General features: G+C 69.1%; 19 protein-coding genes and 1 tRNA gene. 7 read left to right on the top strand and 13 right to left on the bottom strand.

Annotated features, from left to right (window positions below; all coding sequences use genetic code 11):
* The first annotated feature begins 23 nt into the window (after positions 1 to 23).
* Genes waaC through BKK81_RS15945 form a run of 3 tightly spaced genes read left to right on the top strand, consistent with a single transcriptional unit; the run spans position 24 to position 3,363 of the window.
* Positions 24 to 1,082: a lipopolysaccharide heptosyltransferase I gene (gene waaC, locus BKK81_RS15955; protein WP_231908059.1), complete on the top strand. Its 1,059-nt coding sequence runs from the start codon at positions 24 to 26 to the stop codon at positions 1,080 to 1,082.
* Positions 1,082 to 2,482: a lipid IV(A) 3-deoxy-D-manno-octulosonic acid transferase gene (gene waaA / locus BKK81_RS15950; protein WP_071014873.1), complete on the top strand. Its 1,401-nt coding sequence runs from the start codon at positions 1,082 to 1,084 to the stop codon at positions 2,480 to 2,482. The genes waaC and waaA overlap by 1 nt, the downstream gene beginning before the upstream one ends.
* Before the next feature lie 56 nt (positions 2,483 to 2,538).
* On the top strand, positions 2,539 to 3,363 hold the full coding sequence (locus tag BKK81_RS15945; RefSeq protein WP_071014870.1) for an META and DUF4377 domain-containing protein: 825 nt from the start codon (positions 2,539 to 2,541) through the stop codon (positions 3,361 to 3,363).
* Positions 3,364 to 3,483: 120 nt separating this feature from the next.
* Here the strand turns inward: BKK81_RS15945 and BKK81_RS15940 are convergent, their stop codons facing one another.
* The 6 genes from BKK81_RS15940 to BKK81_RS15915 all read right to left on the bottom strand — a co-directional run bounded on the left by BKK81_RS15940 (position 3,484) and on the right by BKK81_RS15915 (position 11,154).
* Complete coding sequence (locus tag BKK81_RS15940) at positions 3,484 to 4,878, bottom strand: TolC family outer membrane protein (RefSeq protein WP_083384132.1); 1,395 nt, start codon at positions 4,876 to 4,878, stop codon at positions 3,484 to 3,486.
* Positions 4,879 to 4,961: 83 nt separating this feature from the next.
* Entirely contained in the window at positions 4,962 to 5,285 is a 324-nt protein-coding gene (locus BKK81_RS15935; RefSeq protein WP_071014868.1) for a rhodanese-like domain-containing protein, read from the bottom strand.
* Positions 5,286 to 5,298: 13 nt separating this feature from the next.
* Entirely contained in the window at positions 5,299 to 5,952 is a 654-nt protein-coding gene (locus BKK81_RS15930) for a protein-L-isoaspartate O-methyltransferase family protein (RefSeq protein ID WP_071014865.1), read from the bottom strand.
* Positions 5,953 to 6,087: 135 nt separating this feature from the next.
* Entirely contained in the window at positions 6,088 to 9,273 is a 3,186-nt protein-coding gene (locus BKK81_RS15925) for an efflux RND transporter permease subunit (protein WP_071014862.1), read from the bottom strand.
* 13 nt (positions 9,274 to 9,286) lie between these two features.
* Positions 9,287 to 10,393: an efflux RND transporter periplasmic adaptor subunit gene (locus tag BKK81_RS15920; protein WP_083384131.1), complete on the bottom strand. Its 1,107-nt coding sequence runs from the start codon at positions 10,391 to 10,393 to the stop codon at positions 9,287 to 9,289.
* Positions 10,390 to 11,154: a TetR/AcrR family transcriptional regulator gene (locus BKK81_RS15915; protein WP_071014860.1), complete on the bottom strand. Its 765-nt coding sequence runs from the start codon at positions 11,152 to 11,154 to the stop codon at positions 10,390 to 10,392. Before BKK81_RS15915 ends, BKK81_RS15920 begins: the two co-directional genes overlap by 4 nt.
* 278 nt (positions 11,155 to 11,432) lie before the next feature.
* On the opposite strand from BKK81_RS15915, the gene BKK81_RS15910 reads away from it, so the two are divergent.
* The 3 genes from BKK81_RS15910 to BKK81_RS15900 all read left to right on the top strand — a co-directional run bounded on the left by BKK81_RS15910 (position 11,433) and on the right by BKK81_RS15900 (position 13,351).
* Positions 11,433 to 11,726, top strand: a complete 294-nt coding sequence (locus BKK81_RS15910) for a YkgJ family cysteine cluster protein (RefSeq protein WP_071014857.1) — start codon at positions 11,433 to 11,435, stop codon at positions 11,724 to 11,726.
* A 98-nt stretch (positions 11,727 to 11,824) separates the two neighbouring features.
* On the top strand, positions 11,825 to 12,394 hold the full coding sequence (locus tag BKK81_RS15905; protein WP_071014854.1) for a DUF1439 domain-containing protein: 570 nt from the start codon (positions 11,825 to 11,827) through the stop codon (positions 12,392 to 12,394).
* 75 nt (positions 12,395 to 12,469) lie between these two features.
* Entirely contained in the window at positions 12,470 to 13,351 is an 882-nt protein-coding gene (locus BKK81_RS15900) for an undecaprenyl-diphosphate phosphatase (protein WP_071014851.1), read from the top strand.
* 83 nt (positions 13,352 to 13,434) lie between these two features.
* Here BKK81_RS15900 and BKK81_RS15895 read toward each other — a convergent pair whose 3' ends face one another.
* The 5 genes from BKK81_RS15895 to cyoA all read right to left on the bottom strand — a co-directional run bounded on the left by BKK81_RS15895 (position 13,435) and on the right by cyoA (position 18,484).
* Positions 13,435 to 14,271, bottom strand: coding sequence for an SURF1 family protein (locus BKK81_RS15895; protein ID WP_071014849.1), 837 nt, complete (start codon positions 14,269 to 14,271; stop codon positions 13,435 to 13,437).
* Positions 14,268 to 14,687 (bottom strand): cytochrome o ubiquinol oxidase subunit IV, encoded by a 420-nt coding sequence (gene cyoD / locus BKK81_RS15890; protein WP_071014846.1) that lies wholly within the window; start codon positions 14,685 to 14,687, stop codon positions 14,268 to 14,270. The genes BKK81_RS15895 and cyoD overlap by 4 nt, the downstream gene beginning before the upstream one ends.
* Positions 14,684 to 15,352, bottom strand: coding sequence for a cytochrome o ubiquinol oxidase subunit III (cyoC, locus tag BKK81_RS15885; RefSeq protein ID WP_071014844.1), 669 nt, complete (start codon positions 15,350 to 15,352; stop codon positions 14,684 to 14,686). Before cyoC ends, cyoD begins: the two co-directional genes overlap by 4 nt.
* Positions 15,345 to 17,348 (bottom strand): cytochrome o ubiquinol oxidase subunit I, encoded by a 2,004-nt coding sequence (gene cyoB / locus BKK81_RS15880; RefSeq protein ID WP_071014841.1) that lies wholly within the window; start codon positions 17,346 to 17,348, stop codon positions 15,345 to 15,347. The genes cyoC and cyoB overlap by 8 nt, the downstream gene beginning before the upstream one ends.
* Before the next feature lie 62 nt (positions 17,349 to 17,410).
* A complete protein-coding gene (gene cyoA, locus BKK81_RS15875) occupies positions 17,411 to 18,484 on the bottom strand; it encodes a ubiquinol oxidase subunit II (RefSeq protein ID WP_071014839.1) in 1,074 nt (357 codons plus the stop codon).
* 166 nt (positions 18,485 to 18,650) lie between these two features.
* Between cyoA and BKK81_RS15870 the strand changes: the two genes are divergently transcribed.
* Complete coding sequence (locus BKK81_RS15870) at positions 18,651 to 19,976, top strand: MFS transporter (RefSeq protein ID WP_156811382.1); 1,326 nt, start codon at positions 18,651 to 18,653, stop codon at positions 19,974 to 19,976.
* Between the two features lie 140 nt (positions 19,977 to 20,116).
* Here BKK81_RS15870 and trmB read toward each other — a convergent pair whose 3' ends face one another.
* The gene (gene trmB, locus BKK81_RS15865; protein ID WP_071014835.1) at positions 20,117 to 20,893 is read right to left on the bottom strand and encodes a tRNA (guanosine(46)-N7)-methyltransferase TrmB; all 777 of its coding nucleotides are present in this window, start codon (positions 20,891 to 20,893) and stop codon (positions 20,117 to 20,119) included.
* A gap of 111 nt (positions 20,894 to 21,004) precedes the next feature.
* Positions 21,005 to 21,079: transfer RNA gene (locus BKK81_RS15860), tRNA-Gly, on the bottom strand.
* Positions 21,080 to 21,106: the final 27 nt, after the last annotated feature.

The following is a 21,106-nucleotide window of genomic DNA, read 5'->3' as shown; positions in this document are numbered from 1 at the left end:
TGCGAGTGAATTCCCGGCCCGATATGGGCCACTTGCCGGTGCCCGCGGCCGACGCCGTGGGCGGTTTCCCCTTGCCGGCGCGGCCGCGCATCCTGATCGTCAAGGTCTCGTCGCTGGGCGACGTGGTGCACAACATGCCGCTGGTCCACGACCTGCGCGCGCGCTGGCCCGATTGCGAGATCGACTGGGTGGTGGAGGAAGGCTACGTCGACCTGGTGCGCCTGCTGCCCGAAGTGCGCCGCGTGATTCCCTTCGCGCTGCGCCGCTGGCGCAAGCGCTTCTACCAGGGCGGTACCTGGCGCGAGGTGGCGGCGCTGCGCGCGGCCCTGCGCGAGTCGGCCTACGACGCGGTGATCGAAAGCCAGGGCCTGCTGAAGACCGCCGTGGTGGCGCGCGCCGCGCGGCGCCGGCCCGGCGCGCCGGTGATCGGGCTGGCCAATGCCACCCAGGGCTCGGGCTACGAGCCGGCGGCCAGGCTGTTCTACACGCTCGACGTGCGCGTGCCGCGCCAGACCCACTCGGTGCGCCGCTCGCGCCTGCTCGGCGCCGCGCTGACCGGCATGGCGCCGCCCGAGCCGCCCCGCTTCTTCGGGCCGCAGGCACGCAGCCTGCACGTCGACGATCCACACTGGGCCGGCCTGCCGGCGCGCTATGCGGTCTGCTTCCACGCGACCGCAGGCGCCAGGAAGCGCTGGCCGCTGGCGAGCTGGCACGCGCTGGGGCAGCGCCTGCGCGCCGAAGGGCTGGCGGTGCTGCTGCCGTGGGGCAATGAGGCTGAGCGCCGGGTGGCCGAGGAGATCGCCGCCGGCGTGCCGCAGGCGCAGGTGCTGCCGCGCTTCTCGGTGATGCAGGGCTTCGGCCTGATCAACCGCGCCGAGGTGGTGGTGGGCGTGGATACCGGCCTGGTCCACATCGCCGCGGCGCTGTGCCGGCCCACGGTGGAGATCTACACCGCCACCTGGCGCTGGAAGACCGAGGGCTACTGGTCGGATGCCGTCGCCAACGTCGGCGACGACGGCGTGGTGCCCACCGTGGACGAGGTCTATGAGGCCGCGCGCCATGTACGCGGGATGACCGCCTGATGCTGCGCCTGCTCTATACCTTGCTGTGGCTGGCGGTGCTGCCGCTGGCGCTGCTGCGCCTGGCCTGGCGCGCACGGCGCGAGCCGGGCTACCTGCAGCACGTGGGCGAGCGGCTGGGCCGCTATCCGCACAGCCCGGGCGCGGGACCCTGGCTCTGGGTGCACGCGGTCTCGGTGGGCGAGACGCGCGCGGCGCAGCCGCTGGTGCAGGCGCTGCTGGAGCGCTACCCTGGCCACCGCCTGCTGCTGACCCATATGACGCCGACCGGCCGCCAGACCGGTGCCCAACTGTTCGGCGGCGAGCCGCGCGTGGCGCAGTGCTACATCCCCTATGACCTGCCCTGGCTGGTGCGCCGCTTCCTGCGGCATTTCCAGCCGGAGGCCGGCATGCTGATGGAGACCGAAGTGTGGCCCAACCTGGTGCGCGGCGCGCGCCGCGCGGGCGTGCCGCTGTTCCTGGTCAATGCGCGGCTGTCGCCGCGCAGCTTCCGCCGCACGGCGCGCTTCGGCCGCGCGGCGGCGGCCATGTATGCCGACTTCCGCGGGGTGCTGGCCCAGACCGAAGGCGATGCCGGCCGCTTCCGCGCGCTCGGCGTGGCTGGCGTGCAGGTGACCGGCAACCTGAAGTTCGACATGCAGGCAGCCCCCGAGCTGGTCGAGCGCGGCCACCGCCTGCGCCATGCCTTCGGCGCGCGCGCGGTGCTGGCCGCGGCCAGCACGCGCGAGGGCGAGGAAGCGCTGCTGCTCGACGCCTTGGCGCGTTGGGAGCCGCTTGCCGGCGGCGTGCCACGGCCGGCGCTGCTGCTGGTGCCGCGCCATCCGCAGCGCTTCGACGAAGTGGCCGCCCTGGTCGCGCGCGCGGGCCTGTCGCTGCAGCGGCGCAGCGCTCTGACCGTCGATGTGGCCGATGTGGCCGATGTGGCCGATGTGGCCGATGTGGCCGATGTGGCCGATGCGGCCGATGCGGCCGATGCGGCCGATCGGCCGGGCGCCGGCGAGGCGGGGGCGCTGCAGGCTGACGTGCTGCTGGGCGATTCGATGGGCGAGATGGCGATGTACTTCGCCGCCTCCGACCTGGCCTTTATCGGCGGCAGCCTGCTGCCGCTGGGCGGGCAGAACCTGATCGAGGCCTGCGCGGTCGGCACGCCGGTGCTGATCGGCCCCCATACCTTCAATTTCGCCCAGGCCACCGAGGACGCGATTGCCGCCGGCGCCTGCGAGCGGGTGGCCGATGCCGAGACGCTGGTGCGCGCCGCCGCCGCGCTGCTGGGCGATGGCGCGCGCCTGGCCGCCATGGGCGAGCACGCGCGTGCCTTCGCGGCCCTGCATCGGGGCGCCACGGTGCGCACGGTGGCCGCGCTGGCGCCAGCGATTGCGCCGTACGTGCCGGAGCCCCATTGAACCCGGCGCCGTGCCGCTGCCTCTAATCCGCTTGTCGTTTTCAAGGAGTCCGAATCATGACGCTGCCCATCCGATTGAGCGCTGCCGGCGCCGTGGTGCTGTTGAGCGGTGTGCTGGGCGCCTGCGCCCCGGCGACGGCGCCGGGCGTGCCCGAGGCACCGCCGGCAGCCGAGGCCGGCCTGAACCAGAGCCGTGCTGAAGGCCCCAGCCGTTGGGAACTGACGCGCTGGCAGCAGGCGGACGGCACACTCAAGCCGATCCCGCACGGCGACAACGGCGAGCCCGTGACCTTCGAGTTCAGCGCCGGCATCGATGCCGCGCAGGGCCTCGTCAGCGGCTACAGCGGCTGCAACCGTTTCCGCGGCAGCTACGGCAAGGTTGCCGCCGGCATCGTCTTCGGCCCCGTGGCCGGCACGCGCATGGCCTGCGAGCCGTCGCGCATGGCGCTGGAGTCCGCCCTGTACCAGGCGATGCAATCGCCGTTCAGCACGGTCGGCGTGCAACCCTCGGCCGGCCCGGCGGGCCGCCAGGTGATCTGGAAGACGGCCGCGGGCGACCTGCTGCAGTTCGTCGAGCGTGCGGGACTGGGCGGACGCGCCGAGCAGCCGGCGGCCCCGGCGGGCGCGGTCGAGAAGACCATCGAGGTCGATGCCCAGCGCGTGGCCTGTACCGGGGTCGCGCCGCAGCAGTGCTATCGCGTCAGGCAGGCGCCCGATGCGCCGTGGACGCTGTGGTATGGCGCCATCGAGGGCTTCGACTTCGAGCCGGGAACCCGATACCGGCTGCGCGTGCGCGAGACCCGCGTCGCCAACCCGCCGGCCGATGCCTCTTCGATCCGCTGGGAGCTCATCCGCGTGGAGTCGAGCTCGCGCGGGCAATAGCGCGCGGCGGCCCCTCCCGTTCGCCGGCCTTGATGGCCGGCACCCTCAGGTGCGCGGCGTCGCCGTCGCCATGGCCTCGCGCTTGCCGCGCGGCGCGGCCCGGCGCGTGGCCTCGCCCAGCTAGGGGGCGGCCGGCAGCTGGTACATCGATCCCGGCGCCGAGGTCAGCAGTGTATTGATCTGCACCACATCGTCTTCCTGCAGGGAGGCCGCAGCGGCCTTCAGGCGCAGGCCGTTCATGATCGTGTCGTAGCGCGCGCGGGCCAGGTCGCGCCGGGTCGAGAAGAGCTGGGCCTCGGCGTTCAGCACATCGATGTTGATGCGCACGCCGACTTCGTAGCCGAGCTGGTTGGACTCGACCGCGCTCTGCGCCGAGCGTTCGGCGGCTTCGAGCGCCTTCACCTGCGCCAGTCCGTTGGATACGCCCGAATAGCTCTGGCGGGCGGTCTGTGCCGCCGTGCGGCGGGCGTATTCCAGGTCGCTGGCCGCCTTGTCCGCCAGGGCGATCGTTTCGCGCACGCGCGACTGGATCTGGCCGCCGGAGTAGAGCGGAATATTGAGCTGAACGCCGATCTGCGAGCTGTTGTAGCGGCTGGCGACATTGACCTGCTGCGTCGCCGTGCCGGTCTGGTTGGTGAAGCCGTAGCCGGCTACCAGGTCGACCGTGGGCAAGTGGGCCGCACGCGCCTTGTTGGTCTCCCGCTGCGCGCTCTCCAGGTTGTAGCGCGCCAGCCCGACCTGCAGGTTGTCGGCCTCGGCCTGGGCGGTCCAGGCACCCACGTCAGCCGGCTGCGGGCCGGGGATGGCAGCGCCCCCGCGCAGCCCGAGCAGCGCGTCGACCGGCTTGGCGGTGATCTGCTGCAGCGTGGCGCGCTTGATCTCCAGGTCGTTCTGCGCGGCGATCTCGCTGGAGACGGCCAGGTCAAAGCGAGCCTGGGCGTCGTTGGCGTCGGTGATGGTGGCCGTGCCGACCTCGAAGTTGCGCTTGGCCTGGGCCAGCTGTTCGGAGATGGCCTTCTTCTGCGCGCCCGCCAGATAGAGGTTGTCCTGCGCGGCCAGCACGTCGAAGTAGGCTTGTGAGGTGCGCAGGATCAGGTCAAGCCGGGCCTGGTTGAAGGTGACCTCGCCGGCCAGCACCGCCAGTTCGCCCTGCTTGTAGGATTCCCAGCGGTCCCAGCGGAACAGCGGCTGGGTCAGCTGCAGCGCCCAGGTATTGGCGTTGAAGAAGCGGTTGGCCGCGATCGGCTGGCTCTGGTCGATGTTGGTGCGCGTGGCGCCCGCCGTGCCGGCGATCTGCGGCAGCAGCCCGGAGCGCGCCTGCGGCAGCTTCTCGCGCGTCGCCTCGAGCTGGGCCCGCGCGCTGGCGAACTGCGCGTCGTTGGCCTGGGCGTCGCGGTAGACCTGCAGCAGGTCCGCGGCGGTGGCGGTGGCCGGCTGCAGCAGTGCCAGCAGGGGCAGCAGCAGGGCCAGGCATGCCTGGGGACTGCCAGGCACGGCGGGTAGCGCGAATGTCATGACATCTCCAGATTTGCCGCCACGCGGCGGCCGGCCGCCGGCGCGCACGCCGGCGGAGGCGGGGGATCGGCCGCGGACCTGACTCAGTACTTCGGCATGGCCGGGTCCACCTCGTGGGCCCAGGCATCGACACCGCCGGTCAGGTTGTAGACCTTGGCGAAGCCCTGGCGCTCGAGGAAGCTGGCCACCTGCATGCTGCGCATGCCGTGGTGGCAGATGCAGACGATGTCCGCGTCTTCGTCCAGCTCCGCGGCGCGCGCCGGGATCTGCCCCATCGGGATGTGGGTGATGCCGGGCAGGGCGCAGGTCTGCACCTCCCAGCCTTCGCGCACATCCAGCAGCACCGGCCGCGGCCGGCTGCCGTCGGCCAGCCACTGGGCCAGCTCGCTTGCCTTGATGAACTGCATGGCCGCGCCTGTCTCAGAACTGGAAGCGCGAGGGCTGCTCGGCGCCATCCAGCGGCTGCACGGCGGTCTCGAACAGGTTGGTGACCTGGTATTCGGTCTCGGACACGCGCGTGACCAGGCGGGCCTCCATCACCGGCAGCGTGCCGACGAAGGCGGCGATGCGGCCGCCCACCTTGAGCTGGGCCAGGATGCTCTTGGGCAGCACCGGCAGCGAGCCCGAGATGCAGATGACGTCATAGGGGGCGGCGGCGTCCCAGCCGGCCGCCGCATTGCCCTCGACCACCTCGACGTTGCCGACGCCGGCACGGGCCAGGTTGAGGCGCGCCATGGTCACCAGTTCGGGGCGGATCTCCACCGACAGCACATGGCGAGCGCGCTGGGCCAGCAGGGCCGCCATGTAGCCCGAGCCGGTGCCGATCTCGAGCACGTTCTCGTGCTTGCGCACGGACAGGTCCTGCAGGATGCGGGCCTCGACGCGCGGGGGCAGCATGCGCTGGCCGCCCGGCAGCGGGATTTCCATATCGACGAAGGCCAGGGCCGCGTGCTCGGGCGGCACGAACTGCTCGCGCTTGACCACGGCCAACAGGTCCAGGATTTCCTGGTCCAGCACATCCCACGGGCGGATCTGCTGTTCGATCATATTGAATCGGGCTTTCTCGATATCCATCTTGCCATTCCTTCGATTGCCGACCGCACACGGTTCCGGGCGGTTCCACCTTGTGGTCCGGCCGCGCCGGGGTGGCGTATCCGGACCCTGAATTTTGTCAAACCTCTTATTCTAACTCCGCATGTGTGACACGGTTCATTCCGCCGCCACTTCGCCCGGGCGTGCGGCTGCTGCCGCCCGCTGGCGCGGCTCGCCGCGCCAGCGCCTTGCCAGCCACGCGCCGAAGTCGTCCAGGTAGGTGTAGATCACCGGCACCACGACCAGGGTCAGGATCGACGAGGTGATGATGCCGCCGATCACGGTCTGCCCCATCGGGGCGCGCTGCTCGGCGCCCTCGCCCAGGCTGAAGGCCAGCGGCACCATGCCGAAGATCATCGCCAGCGTCGTCATCAGGATCGGCCGCAGGCGCACCCGCGCCGCTTCCACCAGGGCCGCCTCGCGCGTCAGGCCGGGCTGGCCGTCGGCGCCCTGGCGCGCCTGGTTGGCGAAGTCCACCAGCAGGATGGCGTTCTTGGTCACCAGTCCCATCAGCATGATGAAGCCGATGATGGAGAACATGTTCAGCGTCGAGCGGAACAGCAGCAGCGCGGTGAACACCCCGACCAGCGTCAGCGGCAGCGAGCTCATGATGGCCAGCGGCTGGAAGAAGCTGGCGAACTGCGAGGCCAGGATCATGTAGATGAAGATGATGGCCAGCGCCAGCGCCGACACGGCGTAGCCGAACGATTCATTCATCGACTTGGTCGAGCCGCCGAAGCGGTACTTGTAGCCGGCCGGCCAGCCCATGGCATCCAGCGTGCGCTTGACGTCGCGCGCCACCTCGCCGGCCGAGCGCCCGGCCGTGTTGGCGGTCAGTTCCACTTCGCGGTTCAGGTCGCGCCGGCTGATCTGGTTGGCGCCGGTGGTCGGCACCAGTTCGGCCACCTGGCGCAGCGGCACCATCCGGGGCGAGCCGTCGGCATTGGTCTGGCTGCTGGCGATCATCAATGCGTTCAGGTCGGCCAGCCCGGTGCGCGCGTCCTTGGGCAGGCGCACGCGCACGTCGTAGTTCTGGTCGTCCGGCCCGCGCCAGGAGCTGATGGCGTCGCCGGCCAGCAGCGGGCGCAGGGCGTTGCCGACCTGCGCCACGCCGATGCCCAGGTCCGAGGCCAGTTCGCGGCGCACGCGCACCTCGATGGTGGGACGGTCGTCCTTCATGCTGGAGTCGAGGTCGACCAGGCCCGGGATGGCCGCCAGCCGGCGGCTGGCCTCCTGCGACAGCCGCCGCAGCTCTTCGAGGTCGTCGCCCTGGATCGAGATCTGGATCGCCTTCTGGCCGCCGGCGCCGTCCGGCATGCCGACCAGGGTCAGCGTGATGCCGGCGATGCTCGCCAGGCGCTCGCGGATCAGCGGATTGAGCTGGACGGTGGTGCGCGTGCGGGCGCGCCGATCGGTCAGCCGCACTGACACCAGGGCGTTGTTGCGCCCGGAGGCGTTGCCCGAGTTGATGGTGGCATAGGTGTAGTCCACCTCGGGGAACTCGCGCAGCGCCGCCTCGACCTGGCGCACCTTGGCCTCGGTCACCTCCAGTGCGGTGCCGACCGGGGTGGTGAAGCCGATCTGGGTTTCGCCCAGGTCGGCCGCCGGCACGAATTCGGTGCCGATCAGCGGCACCAGCGCGAAGCTGCCGAAAAAGGCGACCACGGCGATGATGGCGGTGGCCAGGCGGTGGCGCAGCGACCAGGCGAGCATGCCGGCGTAACCGTCGCCGAGCCGGTCCATGCGCGCGGAGAACCAGTCGAGCAACCGTCCCACCGTGCGTCCGTACCAGCTGCGCTTGTCCGCGGTGCCGTGCAGGTCGGGGTCGTGCCAGACCGAGGACAGCATCGGGTCCAGCGTGAAGGACACGAACATCGAGATCAGCACCGCCGCCACCACGGTGATGCCGAACTGGTGGAAGAAGCGGCCGATGATGCCGCCCATGAAGCCCACCGGCAGGAACACCGCGACGATGGAGAGCGTGGTGGCGAGCACCGCCAGGCCGATCTCGTTGGTGCCGTCGAGCGCCGCGGCGTGGTGGTCCTTGCCCATCAGGTTGTGGCGCACGATGTTCTCGCGCACCACGATGGCGTCGTCGATCAGCAGGCCCACGCACAGCGACAGCGCCATCAGCGTGATCACGTTCAGCGTGAAGCCGCACATGTACATCACGCCGAAGGTGCCGACCAGTGCGATCGGCAGTGTCAGGCCGGTGATCACCGTGCTGCGCCAGGAGCCGAGGAAGAGAAAGACGATGGCCACCGTCAGCAGCGCGCCTTCCAGCAGCGTGGAGCGGACCTCCTTGACGCTGCTGCGGATGCCGCGCGCGGTATCGTTGACGACGGTCAGGCGCACGTCGGCCGGCACCAGCTTGCGTGTCTCCTCGGTCATGCGCACCAGGCCGTCGACCGTGTCGACGGTGTTCTGCCCCTGGGCCTTGACCACCGAGAGGAAGAGGGCACGCTTGCCATCCAGCAGGGCCAGGCTTTCACGTTCCTCCTCGCCGTCGCGCACCTCGGCCACCTGCCCCAGCGTGACCGGGTGGCCGGCGCGGCGCGCGACGATGATGTGGCGGAAGGCTTCCGGCGAAAGCACCCGGCCCTTGATCTGCACCACCGATTCCGTGGACGAGGAACGCAGTTCGCCGGCCGGCAGTTCCTGGTTCTCGTTGCGGATGGCGTTCATCACCTGGTCCACGCCGATGCCCAGCGCTTCGAGCTGGGCCGGGCGGATGCGGATTTCCACCTCGCGCTTGGTGCCGCCGACGAGATTGATGGCGCCGACGCCGCGCACGGTTTCCAGCCGCTTGCGCACGATCTGGTCGGCGATGGTGGTCAGCTCGCGCTGGCTGCGCGTGGCGCCGGGTGCGTTGGAGACCGACAGGTAGAAGATGGGCGCGTCCGACGGGTCGTAGCGCAGCACGCGCGGCTCCTTGACCTCGTCGCGCAGCTGGGGCCGGATCAGGGCGATCTTGTCGCGCACGTCCTGCGCGGCCTGGCCCACGTCGACGCTCAGGTCGAACTTGATCACCACCACCGAGGTGCCCTGGTAGGAGTGCGAGAAAATCTCGTCGATGCCGGAAATGGTGTTGACGATCTCTTCGACCTTGCGGGTCACGTCCGACTCGACCGATTCCGGCGCGGCGCCGGGGTATTCGGTCTGCACCACCACGATGGGGAAGGTGATGTCGGGGAACTGGTCCACCGGCAGGCGCTGATAGGAGAACAGGCCGACCACGATGAAGGCCATCATCATCATGGTGGCCAGGACCGGATTGCGAATCGACAGGCGCGTGAACCACATGGCGGCGGCGTCCTCAGTCCTGTACCAGCTTGACGCGGCTGCCGGCCCGCAGCGTGCCCAGGTTGTTGCGCACGATGCGCTCGCCCGGGTTGAGGCCGCCGGTGATCTCGACCAGGCCGCCGTCTTCGTCGCGCACGCCGGTCTGCACCGCGCGCTCGGCCAGCAGGCCGTTCTCGATCACGTAGACGAAGGCGCGCTGGCCCTCGCTGCGCACCGCGCCGGCCGGCACCGCCAGCACATCGGCGCGGTTGCCCAGCACCAGCGCGCCGCGCGCGAACATGCCCGAGCGCAGCGCGGTTCCGGCATTGTCCACGCGCACATAGACCATCACGCTGCGGGTGCCGGTGGTCACGGCCGGGTTGATGCGCGCCAGCCGTCCTTCGTGGCGGCCGTGTCCCTCGATCTCGAGCAGCACGCGCTGGCCGATGGCGGCGCGTGCCACGTCGGCCATCGGGATCGGGGCCTCCAGCTCCAGCACGCGCAGGTCGACCACGTCGATCAGCCGGGTGTCGGGCGAGACCTTCTCGCCAGGCTGCACCGCGCGCGCGGAGACGGTGCCGTCGAGCGGAGACCTGACCATGGTGTCGGCCAGCGATTTCTGTGTCAGCGCCAGCCCGGCCTGGGCCGCATCAAGGTTGGCGCGCGCCACGTCGAGGCTGGACTGGAAGTTATCGAAGGCAGTCTGCGAGATGAAACCCTTGTCGACCAGGGTGCGGTTGCGCTCGTAGGTCTGGCGGGCATTCTCGTACTGCCCGCGCGCGGCCAGCATCTGGCCGCGCGCCTGCGCGGCCTTGGCCTCGAACTCGGTGGGATCGATGCGGGCGATGACCTGCCCGGCACGCACGGCTTCGCCCTCGCGCACCAGTACCTGCAGGACCTCGCCAGCCACCTTGGCCTTGACCGACGACTGGTTCAGCGCGCGCAGGCTGCCCGACAGCGGCAGGGCCACCTGCAGGTCGCGCGGGGCGGCGTCGATCAGGTCGGTCTGCAGGAATTCCACGGTCGCCGGCGCCGCGGGTGCCGGCGCCTTGGCGCCCCGGCTCTTGCGCACCGCTGCGCCGGCGCCCAGTGCCAGCGCCAGCGCGAGGACTGCCAGGGCGACTACCTTGCCACGTCTCACGTCTCGTCTCCTTGCCGGCCGTCCGGCAGCGGGGCGGGGCCGGCAGCAGGCCGGAACTGCTCCCAGAAATAGGGGCCGGACTGGGGCGGCAGCGGCGTGTCGCGCGCGGCGCCCGTGGTCAGGCCGAACAGCAGTACTTCGAGCAGGTTGTCCAGGTAGGCTTCCGGATCGATCTCGATCGCGGAGCCGGCGCCCAGGCCGTGCTGCCACAGCATCAGGAACACCAGCGGCGCGCAGATCAGCGAGGTGGCCGGGTTAGGCGGCAGCGCCCGCAGTTCCCCGCGTGCCACGCCGCGCGCCAGCACGCGGGCGAATAATTCGTCACCGGGCACCGTGACCTCACGATGGTAGAAGGCGGCGATGTCAGGGAAATTGCCCGCCTCGGCAAGGATCAGCTTGGTCAGCCCGGCCACCGGCGTGGCCCCGATCAGGCCCCACCACCCGCGCAGCAGCTCGCGCAGCAGCTCAGGGGTGGAGCCCTGGTAGCCCTCCACCAGGTCCACGCCCTTGGCCAGCGCGGGCACCAGGCTTTCGCGCACCACCGTCTTGAACAACTCCTCCTTGTTGGCGAAGTAGAGATAGACCGTACCCTTGGAGACCCCGGCCGCCGCGGCGACGTCTTCCAGGCGCGTGGCCGCATAGCCGCGTTCGACGAACAGTGCCAGGGCTGCCGCCACCAGTTCCTGCGGGCGGGCGGCCTTGCGCCGGCTCCAGCGCTTGGCCGGGGCGCCTGGCTTGTCTTTGCTGGGAGTCGAGTTCACGAGGGGCGCGCGGCGCCGGGCGGAGCGCGTTGTTTTCGTTAATAACCAATGGGTCAGTAATGTAGGGGAGGGCTCAGGCTCGGTCAAGCGCACATTTGTGGTCATTTGTGGTCAATTGTGCGAGGGGGGGGCCACGCACGTTTTGCGCCGGCCGGCGCGATTTGTGCCCTATACCGCATGCGCGGCGGGGTGGCTGGCGCCATGGGCGGGCCAAGGCGAGCCGGCTGCGGCAAAATGGCGGGCTGGCGCGCCGTCCGGCGCCGTCCTGAACCTTTGCCATGAACCACCAGTCTGACCTTGCCTGCCGCCCGGGATGCGGCGCCTGCTGCATCGCGCCGTCCATCCGCTCGCCCATCCCGGGCATGCCGGAGGGCAAGCCGGCGGGCGTGCCGTGCGCGCAGCTGCTGCCCGACCAGCGCTGCGCCATCTTCGGCCGGCCGGAGCGGCCAGCCTTCTGCGCCGGCCTGCGCCCGGCCGCCGACATGTGCGGCGCCTCGCGCGGCGAAGCGCTCGCCTGGCTGGCGCGGCTCGAAGCCGATACCGCTCCCGCGAGCGGCGCGGCGGCGTGCTGAGGACGCGGGCGGCCTTGCCCGGCCTGGACGGGCGGGACGGCGACGCTGCCGGGAACAGGGTCCGGGAAAGAGTCAGGGATACAGCCAGGGGAAACGACATGATCCACTTCAACCGCCGCCGCTGGATGGCCGCCACCCTCACCGCCGCCGCCGCAGGCCTGGCCGTGTGGCTGGGCGGCTGCGCCGGCATCGGCAGCGACTACACCTTCTCGCAGGCCCAGCTGCAGGCCGCGCTCGAGCGCAAGTTCCCCTTCAACAAGCGCTACATGGAGTTGTTCGACATCCAGCTCGCCCACCCGCAGCTCTTGCTCGATCCGCAGCGCAACCGTGTCAGCGTGCAGTTCGACGCCACGGTCGATAACCGGCTGTTCTTCAACCAGCCGCTGAAGGGCCGCTTCGCGCTGGACAGCGGCCTGCGCTACGACCAGCCCACGCGCTCGCTGGTGCTGCAGGATCCGCAGGTGCAGCAGTTCGACGTGGCCGGCCTGCCGGGGCAGTTCTCGCGGCAGCTCAATGCACTGGGCGCGATCCTCGCCGAACAGCTGCTGCAGGGCTATCCCCTCTACACGTTCAAGCCGGAACAGCTGCGGCTGGCCGGAACCGAGGTCGAGCCCGGTACAATCACCGTCTTGCCCAACGGCATCAACGTCAAGATCAACCGGCCCTGAGGCCGGCGCATCGTCCGGTCCGGACCGTCCCGGCGGGACCGTGCGGCGCTCTCCATCAACCCAATCCGCTCCAGCATGGATATTGCAATCGCCCTGAAGGCCGTGATCCTCGGCATCGTCGAAGGCCTGACCGAGTTCCTGCCCATCTCCAGCACCGGCCACCTGATCCTGGCCGGCCAGTTGCTGAATTTCAACGACGAAAAGGGCAAGATCTTCGAGATCGTCATCCAGTTCGGTGCGATCTTGGCCGTCTGCTGGGAGTTCCGCCAGCGCATCGGCAAGGTGGTGGCCGGCCTGTCGTCCGACCGCAATGCCCAGCGCTTCGCCGTCAATGTCATCGTCGCCACGCTGCCGGCCATCGTGCTGGCCCTGGTGTTCGGCAAATGGATCAAGGCCCATCTGTTCAGCCCGATCACGGTGGCGACCGCCTTCATCATCGGCGGCCTGGTGATCCTGTGGGCGGAACGGCGCGACGCGCGCCGCGGCCAGGTCTCGCATCCGCGCGGCAACGCCCTGCTGGAGGCGGCCAAGGCCGGCGCGCCGCGCATCGAATCGGTCGACGACCTGAACTGGCGCGACGCAGTCAAGATCGGCTTCGCCCAGTGCTTCGCGCTGATTCCCGGCACCTCGCGCTCCGGCGCGACCATCATCGGCGGCATGCTGTTCGGCCTGTCGCGCCAGGTGGCCACCGAATTCTCCTTCTTCCTGGCCATCCCGGTGATCTTCGGCGCCACCGTCTACGAACTCTACAAGGCGCGCGCGCTGCTGTCGGCCGACGACTTCGGCATCTTCGGCATCGGCTTCGTGTTCGCCTTCATTTCGGCCTTCCTGTGCGTGCGCTGGCTGCTGCGCTTCGTCGCCACGCACGATTTCAAGCCCTTTGCCTGGTATCGCATTGCCTTCGGCCTGATCGTGCTCGGCACGGCCTACAGCGGGCTGGTGGCCTGGAGCGCGTAAGCCGGGCACCCTGTCGCAGAGCAGAAACGAGAACCTCCCCGGCTGGGGAGGTTTTTTTTCGCCGCGAGGTGCTGCGCGGGCAGTCAGGTACGGGTCGGGTGGCCTTTGCCCGATGCGCCACCGTCCCGGCTGCCACGCCGCAGCCGCCGTTCCTCGCGCACCACCAGCCAGGCGCCGCCGGCCAGCATCAGCGCCAGGCCGTACCAGGTCAGGGCATAGACCAGGTGGTTGTTGGGGAAGGCGATCACCGTCAGGCCGCCGGCCGGATAGGCGGGGGCCGCGCCCGGCGCCGCCGGCGCGGCCTCGGCATCGATGAAGTAGGGGGCGACGCGGCTGGCGTCGAGGCCGCGCGCCGCGGCGATTTCCGCGACGTCGCGCGCGTACCAGATGCCGCGCGCCGGATCGTTCGTGCGCAGGAAGCGGCTACCTGGCTCGCTGATGCGCAGCAGGCCGGTCACCGTGACCGCCGTCGACGGCGCGGGGGTGTTGCGGCTGGCCGGCTCGCGCTGCTCGGGCGGCACGAAGCCGCGGTTGACCAGCACGATGCTGCCGTCGGCCTGGCGCAGCGGCGTGATCACCCAGAAGCCGGTGCCGAGGTCGGTGCTGGCCTGCACCAGCGTTTCGCGGTCGTTGAGGAAGGTGCCGCTGACCCGCACATGGCGGTACTCGTCGCTGGCGGCGCTGACTGCCGGCCATTGCGCGGGGGCGGGCGCGTCGACCGGCGGCGCGTGCACGCGCTGGTCGACGTGTGCGATCAGGTCGAGTTTCCAGGCGCGCCGGTGGACCTGCCAGGTGCCCAGCGCGCAGAGCGTGCTGAAGGCGAGCAGGCCGATCAGGGCGAGCAGGACGAGGGTGGCGGGACGGCGGGGTTGGGCAGGCCGGTCGAGCCGGCCGTCGGTGTCGCGGGAATTGCTGGTCAAGGCAGGTTCTTCAAGTCGCGCGTTGTCGTCGGCATCATGTTCTGGTCGAGGTGGAACATGACCCAGAGCGAGCCGCTGAGCGCGATCACCACCAGTACGATGGTGAAGATCAGCGCCAGCATCGACCAGCCGCCCTCGACCTTGGCGTTCATGTGCAGGAAATAGATCATGTGCACGACGATCTGCACGGCGGCAAAGGCGAGGAGGAACAACGCAGTGGTACTGGATTTGTCGAATACCTTGCCCATCACCAGCCAGAAGGGGAGCGCGGTCAGTACCACCGACAGCAGGAAACCGGTCGCGTAGCCCCCGAAGCTGATGTGGAAGCCGTCGTCCTCGTGGTCATGGTGACCGTGATGGTCGTCATGGCCGTGGGCGCCTCCGGCATCGGCAAGCGTATTGTCGTGCGCGCTCATGGTAACACTCCCATCAGGTAGACGAAGGTAAATACCCCGATCCAGACCACGTCCAGGAAGTGCCAGAACATGGACAGGCACATCAGGCGCCGCTTGTTCTCGCGGATCAGCCCGTGCTTGCCGACCTGTGTCATCAGGGTCAGCAGCCAGATGATGCCGCAGGTCACGTGCAGCCCGTGGGTGCCGACCAGGGCGAAGAAGGACGTCAGGAAGGCGCTGCGCTGCGGGCCGTTGCCTTCGTGGATCAGGTTGGCGAACTCGTACAGCTCCACGCCGAGGAAGGCCGCGCCGAACAGGCCGGTGATGGCCAGCCACAGCTGGGTGCTGCCGACCTGGTTGCGCTGCGTCGCCAGCATGGCGAAGCCGTAGGTGATCGACGACAGCAGCAGGAAGGAGGTATTCAGCGCCACCAGCGGCAGCTCGAACACTTCGGCCCCGGTCGGCCCGCCCGCGTAGTGCCGGCCCAGCACGCCGTAGGCGGCGAACAGGCAGGCGAAGATCAGGCAGTCGCTCATCAGGTAGATCCAGAAGCCCAGCAAGGTGCCGTTGGGCGGGTGGACCTCGCTGGTGGCGTAGAAGCGCAGCGGGGCCGAGGCGCGCGCGCTGTCCGCCGGCGCCGTGCCGGCGGACGGGAAGCGGGGATCGAGGGCGGTCGTCTCAGACATGGTTGGCGAGCAGGCGCGTGCGCGCCGCCTCCGTGTGGGTGACCTCGTCGGCCGGGATGTAGTAGTCGCGCTTGTAGTTGAAGGTGTGGCCGATCGCCACCACCAGCGTGGCGGCAAAGGAGAGGGCTGCCACCAGCCACATGTGCCAGATCAGCGCGAAGCCGCACAGCGTGCTCAGGCCCGCCAGGATGATGCCGGCGCCGGTGTTCTTCGGCATGTGGATGGGAATGAAGTCCTGCTGCGGCCGCACGAAGCCCTGCTCCTTCATCTGCCACCAGGCGTCGCTGTCATGGACGATCGGGGTGAAGGCGAAGTTGTACTGCGGTGGGGGCGAGGAGGTCGACCATTCCAGCGTGCGGGCGTTCCAGGGGTCGCCGGTGGTGTCGCGCAGCGCCTCGCGCCGGCGGAAGCTGACCACCAGCTGGATCAGGAAGCAGGCGATGCCCAGTGCGATCAGCAGGGCGCCGAAGGCGGCGAGCTGGAACCAGATCTGCAGCGAAGGATCGATGAAATGGCTCAGGCGGCGCGTCACCCCTTTCAGGCCCAGCACGTACAGTGGCATGAAGGCGAAGTAGAAACCGATCAGCCAGAACCAGAACGAGCACTTGCCCCAGAAGGGATCGAGACGGTAGCCGAAGGCCTTGGGAAACCAGAAGCTGATGCCGGCCATCAGCCCGAACAGCACGCCGCCGATGATCACGTTGTGGAAGTGGGCGATCAGGAACAAGCTGTTGTGCAGCAGGAAGTCGGCCGGTGGCACCGCCAGCAGCACACCCGTCATGCCGCCGATGACGAAGGTCACCATGAAGCCGATCGTCCACAGCATCGGCACCTCGTAGCGGATGCGGCCCTTGTACATGGTGAAGAGCCAGTTGAACATCTTCGCCCCGGTCGGGATCGAGATGATCATCGTCGTGATGCCGAAGAAGGAATTGACGCTGGCGCCCGAGCCCATGGTGAAGAAGTGGTGCAGCCAGACCAGGTACGACAGCACCGTGATCACCACCGTCGCATACACCATCGAGGCGTAGCCGAACAGCCGCTTGCCGGTGAAGGTGGACACCACCTCGGAGAAGATGCCGAACACCGGCAGCACCAGGATGTAGACCTCGGGGTGGCCCCAGATCCAGATCAGGTTCACGTACATCATGGCGCTGCCGCCAAGGTCGCTGGTGAAGAAGTTGGTGCCGACGTAGCGGTCCAGCGCCAGCATCGCCAGCACCGCGGTCAGCACGGGGAAGGCGGCGATGATCAGCACGTTGGTGCACAGCGCGGTCCAGGTGAAGACCGGCATCTTCATCAGGGTCATGCCCGGGGCGCGCATCTTGACGATGGTGACCAGCAGGTTGATGCCTGACAGCAAGGTGCCGATGCCTGCCACCTGCAAGGCCCAGATGTAGTAGTCGACCCCGACGTCCGGACTCTGCAGGATGCCGGACAGCGGCGGATAGGCCAGCCAGCCGGTGCGGGCGAACTCGCCGACGAACAGCGAGGCCATCACCAGCACCGCGCCGCCGGTGGTCATCCAGAAGCTGAAGTTGTTGAGGAAGGGGAAGGCCACGTCGCGCGCGCCGATCTGCAGCGGCACCACGAAGTTCATGAACCCGGTGACCAGCGGCATGGCCACGAAGAAGATCATGATCACGCCGTGCGCGGTGAAGATCTGGTCGTAGTGGTGCGGCGGCAGGTAGCCCAGGTTGTCGCCGAAGGCGACCGCCTGCTGCAGCCGCATCATCACGGCATCGGCGAAGCCGCGCAGCAGCATCACGATGCCGAGGATCACGTACATGATCCCGATCTTCTTGTGGTCGATGCTGGTGAACCATTCCCGCCACAGGTAGCCCCACAGGCGGAAGTACGTGATCCCTCCGACGACCGCCACGCCGCCGATGGCGACCGCGGCGAAGGTCGCCAGCAGGATGGGCTCGTGGAAGGGGATCGCCTCCCATGTCAGGCGACCGAATATCAGCTGGGTGAGATCGAGGCGCTCTTGCATAGTCGTCGGCTGCAGCAGGTCAACGGAACCAGGGACGCTTCATCGGAATGCCCGCGCGATCGCTATCGCTGCAGGCTGCCGGTGACGGCGGAAGGAGTGGGGTCGCCGGCGAGGCGGGCCGTGTCGGCAGCGGTGCAGATCGCGTCGAGGTAGGCCGGCCTGCGCTGCGCCAGGTCCTGCGGCGCACGCCCGTAGAGGGCCATCGCCGTCTCGTAGCGGCGGCGCGCATCGGCGGCCATCACGTCGCGCATGCAGGCCTGGCCGGGCGCCACGCACCGGTTCAGGATGGCGTCGTAGAGGCCCTTGTCCACGCTGGCATAGCGCCGTACCGGCTCGTGCTCGCTCGGCCGCTCGAGCCGCAGGTAGGCATCGCGGCTGAGCGCGCCGCCGTCCGCCCTGACCTGCTTCACCCATTGCTCGAACTCGCCGGAGCTCATGCCGCGGAACTGGAAGCGCATGCTGGAGAATCCCGCGCCGCTGTAGTTGGCCGAGAAGCCTTCGTAGACGCCCGGCTGGTTGATCACCGCATGCAGCTTGGTTTCCATGCCGGGCATCGCGTAGATCTGGCCGGCCAGCGAGGGGATGAAGAAGGAGTTCATCACCGAGGTGGAGGTGATGCGGAAGCGGATCGGCTGGTCGACCGGCGCGGCCAGCTCGTTGACCGTGGCGATGCCCTGGTCCGGATACAGGAACAGCCATTTCCAGTCCATCGCGACCACTTCCACGGTCAGCGGCTCGGTGCCGACCGGCACTTCGCGCGCCTCGTCGATGCGCGCCAGCGGGCGGTAGGGATCGAGCTTGTGGGTGCTGACCCAGGTCAGCGCGCCCAGCGCGATGATGATCAGGAGCGGCGCGGCCCAGATCAGCAGCTCCAGCAGCGTCGAGTGGTCCCAGTCGGGTTCGTAGGCCGCCTGCGTGTTCGAGGCCCGGTACCGCCACGCGAACAGCAGCGTCAGCGCGATCACCGGGATGATGATCAGCAGCATCAGGCAGGTGGAGATGATGATGATGTCGCGCTGCCGGGTGGCGAGATCGCCGGCAGGCGAGAGCAGGACGGCGTTGCATCCTGCCAACAGGGTCAGGGCGGGCAGCAGCAGCCAGCCGCGCCGGACTTTGGGTACAGGCCTCGTCGTCATAGGCGACACCTTAGCCGTGGTGGAGAGCGCCGAATTTACGCCTGGGCGGGAGTAGCGAGTACTGGACATATTCCCTATGGCAAAGTCGTGCGGCAGATGCCATTCTTATGGGTGCGGCGAGAAACCGTAACCGGATACCGCATCCGATCTGAGCGAGGGCCTGATGATGACCAGCATCACTCACAAGCACCCATCGTCTTCTGCTTCACCCGCCGCGCCCGATCCCGCGCATCGAGCGCAGGTGGCCCCGGGGGAGATCGCTACCGGAGTGGTCATCGGCCGCGCTTCCGAGTACTTCGATTTCTTCGTCTACGGGCTCGCCTCGGTACTGGTCTTCCCGTCGGTCTTCTTCCCGACCATGGAGCGGCTCGAGGGCATGCTGTACGCCTTCACGATCTTCTCCTTCGCCTTCATCGCCAGGCCGTTCGGCACGGCCCTGTTCATGAAGATCCAGCGCCGCTGGGGACGCGGCATCAAGCTGACGGCCGCGCTGTTCGTGCTGGGCACGGCCACCGCGGGGATCGCCTTCCTGCCCGGCTACAACAGCCTGGGCTTCTCGTCCATCGTGCTGCTGTCCTTCTTCCGCGTGCTGCAGGGCATCGGCTTCGGCGGCTCGTGGGACGGGCTGCCGTCGCTGCTTGCGCTCAACGCGCCGTCGCAGCGGCGCGGCTGGTATGCCATGATCGGCCAGCTCGGCGCGCCGATCGGCTTCATCGTGGCCAGTGCGCTGTTCCTGTTCCTCTACACCAGCCTGGACGGCGGCGACTTCCTCGACTGGGGCTGGCGCTACCCCTTCTACGTCGCCTTCGCCATCAACGTGGTGGCCTTGTTCGCCCGCCTGCGGCTGGTGGTCACGGAAGAGTACACCCAGTTGCTGGAAGAAGGGGAGCTGGAACCGATCAGCACCGCGGAAATGTTGCGCAGCCAAGGTTACAACCTCTTTATCGGTGCCTTCGCCGCACTGGCCAGCTATGCCCTGTTCCACCTGGTGACGGTGTTTCCGCTGTCGTGGGTGGTGATCGGCGCCACCCAGGACGTGGCCAACGTGCTGGCGGTGCAGATCGTCGGCGGCTTCATCGCGATCGTGTGCACGCTGGCCTCGGGCCGCCTTGCCGACCGCATCGGGCGGCGCACCACACTCGGCCTGATGGCGGCGCTGATCGGCGTGTTCGCGCTGTTCGCGCCCTACCTGATGGGCGGCAGCGCGGTGCGCCAGGACATCTTCATCCTGGTCGGCTTCGCCCTGCTCGGCCTGTCCTATGGGCAGGCCGCAGGCACCGTGACCGCCAATTTCGAGCGGCGCTTCCGCTACACCGGTGCGGCCTTGAGTTCCGATTTCGCCTGGCTGTTCGGTGCCGCCTTCGCGCCGCTGGTCGCGCTCGGCCTGTCGTCCACGTTCGGACTGGTGGCCGTCAGCGCTTACCTGCTGTCCGGCACCGCCTGCACGCTGGTGGCGCTGCGTATCAACCGGGCACTGGAAACGCGCGACTGAGGCCGGCGACCGGGGCCTGCCGCCCGTCCGGGCACTCCGCCAAAGCAAAGAGGCCTTCCCAAGGGAAGGCCTCTTTGCGTTCGGCTTGCCGCTGACGCGGGCGTGGCCGCCGATGGCGCCACGCATGTGCGCAGCCGTACTCAGTCCTGCCGGCGGAACACGACGTCCCAGACGCCATGGCCGAGGCGCAGGCCGCGGCGCTCGAACTTGGTGACCGGGCGGTAGTCCGGGCGCGGCGCGAAGCCGCCGGGCGCATCCGAGGTATTGCGCAGCAAGGGCTCGCCCGCCAGCACTTCCACCATCTGGTGCGCATATTCTTCCCAGTCGGTGGCGCAGTGGATGTAGCCGCCGGGCTTCAGGCGCGAGGCCAGCAGCTTGACCAGCGGCGGCTGCACCAGGCGCCGCTTGTTGTGGCGCTTCTTGTGCCAGGGATCGGGGAAGAAGATGTGCACGCCGTCGAGGCTCGCCTCGTCCAGCATGTGCGCGATCACTTCGACCGCATCGTGCTGCAGGATGCGCACGTTGCCGATGTCGCGCTCGCCGAGCAGCTTGAGCAGGGCGCCCACGCCGGGTTCGTGCACCTCGCAGCCGAGGAAGTTGTCCTGCGGGCGCAGCGCGGCGATATGCGCGGTGGTCTCGCCCATGCCGAAGCCGATTTCCAGGATGGCGGGCGCTTCGCGGCCGAAGGCGGCCTGCCAGTCCAGCGGTTCTGCGGTGTAGGGCAGCAGGAAGCGCGGGCCCTGTTCGTCGATGGCGCGCTGCTGGCCGGTCGAGGTGCGGCCGGCGCGGCGCACGAAAGAGCGGATGCGGCGCGGGTGGGCCACACCCTCGATGTCGGCGGCCTCGGGCGCGAGATCGGCTTCAGGCGCGGCGCCCGGGTCCGGCGTCGGGTCGGTGGGGGTGGATTCGGGAAGCATGGCAACAAGAAAGCCGCCGGGCGGATCCCCGGTCCGGCGGGTGCGCACGGCGCGCCGTGCGGCGCGGTGGGCCGGGACCGGCTGCCTCTGGCGGCCTGGTTCAGTATGCGGTGGAGCGGGCGATGGGAATCGAACCCACGTCTTTAGCTTGGGAAGCTAAGGTAATGGCCATTATACGACGCCCGCAGAGCACGCCATTCTACGCGGGATCCA

The sequence above is a fragment of the Cupriavidus sp. USMAHM13 genome (genome assembly GCF_001854285.1).
Lineage (GTDB): Bacteria > Pseudomonadota > Gammaproteobacteria > Burkholderiales > Burkholderiaceae > Cupriavidus > Cupriavidus malaysiensis.
The sequence above is the reverse complement of the archived record's forward strand: the minus strand, read 5'-3'. Positions and strand labels throughout refer to the sequence as shown.

Bases quoted from the DNA above. Each gene is read 5' to 3' on its own strand.
- BKK81_RS15870 (WP_156811382.1), top strand. From the start codon at position 18,651: ATGACCAGCATCACTCACAAGCACCCATCGTCTTCTGCTTCACCCGCC.
- BKK81_RS15900 (WP_071014851.1), top strand. From the start codon at position 12,470: ATGGATATTGCAATCGCCCTGAAGGCCGTGATCCTCGGCATCGTCGAA.
- waaC (WP_231908059.1), top strand. From the start codon at position 24: ATGGGCCACTTGCCGGTGCCCGCGGCCGACGCCGTGGGCGGTTTCCCC.
- BKK81_RS15945 (WP_071014870.1), top strand. From the start codon at position 2,539: ATGACGCTGCCCATCCGATTGAGCGCTGCCGGCGCCGTGGTGCTGTTG.
- BKK81_RS15930 (WP_071014865.1), bottom strand. From the start codon at position 5,952: ATGGATATCGAGAAAGCCCGATTCAATATGATCGAACAGCAGATCCGC.
- cyoC (WP_071014844.1), bottom strand. From the start codon at position 15,352: ATGTCTGAGACGACCGCCCTCGATCCCCGCTTCCCGTCCGCCGGCACG.
- BKK81_RS15910 (WP_071014857.1), top strand. From the start codon at position 11,433: ATGAACCACCAGTCTGACCTTGCCTGCCGCCCGGGATGCGGCGCCTGC.
- BKK81_RS15925 (WP_071014862.1), bottom strand. From the start codon at position 9,273: ATGTGGTTCACGCGCCTGTCGATTCGCAATCCGGTCCTGGCCACCATG.
- BKK81_RS15935 (WP_071014868.1), bottom strand. From the start codon at position 5,285: ATGCAGTTCATCAAGGCAAGCGAGCTGGCCCAGTGGCTGGCCGACGGC.
- cyoA (WP_071014839.1), bottom strand. From the start codon at position 18,484: ATGACGACGAGGCCTGTACCCAAAGTCCGGCGCGGCTGGCTGCTGCTG.
- BKK81_RS15940 (WP_083384132.1), bottom strand. From the start codon at position 4,878: ATGACATTCGCGCTACCCGCCGTGCCTGGCAGTCCCCAGGCATGCCTG.
- cyoD (WP_071014846.1), bottom strand. From the start codon at position 14,687: ATGAGCGCGCACGACAATACGCTTGCCGATGCCGGAGGCGCCCACGGC.
- BKK81_RS15905 (WP_071014854.1), top strand. From the start codon at position 11,825: ATGATCCACTTCAACCGCCGCCGCTGGATGGCCGCCACCCTCACCGCC.
- cyoB (WP_071014841.1), bottom strand. From the start codon at position 17,348: ATGCAAGAGCGCCTCGATCTCACCCAGCTGATATTCGGTCGCCTGACA.
- waaA (WP_071014873.1), top strand. From the start codon at position 1,082: ATGCTGCGCCTGCTCTATACCTTGCTGTGGCTGGCGGTGCTGCCGCTG.
- trmB (WP_071014835.1), bottom strand. From the start codon at position 20,893: ATGCTTCCCGAATCCACCCCCACCGACCCGACGCCGGACCCGGGCGCC.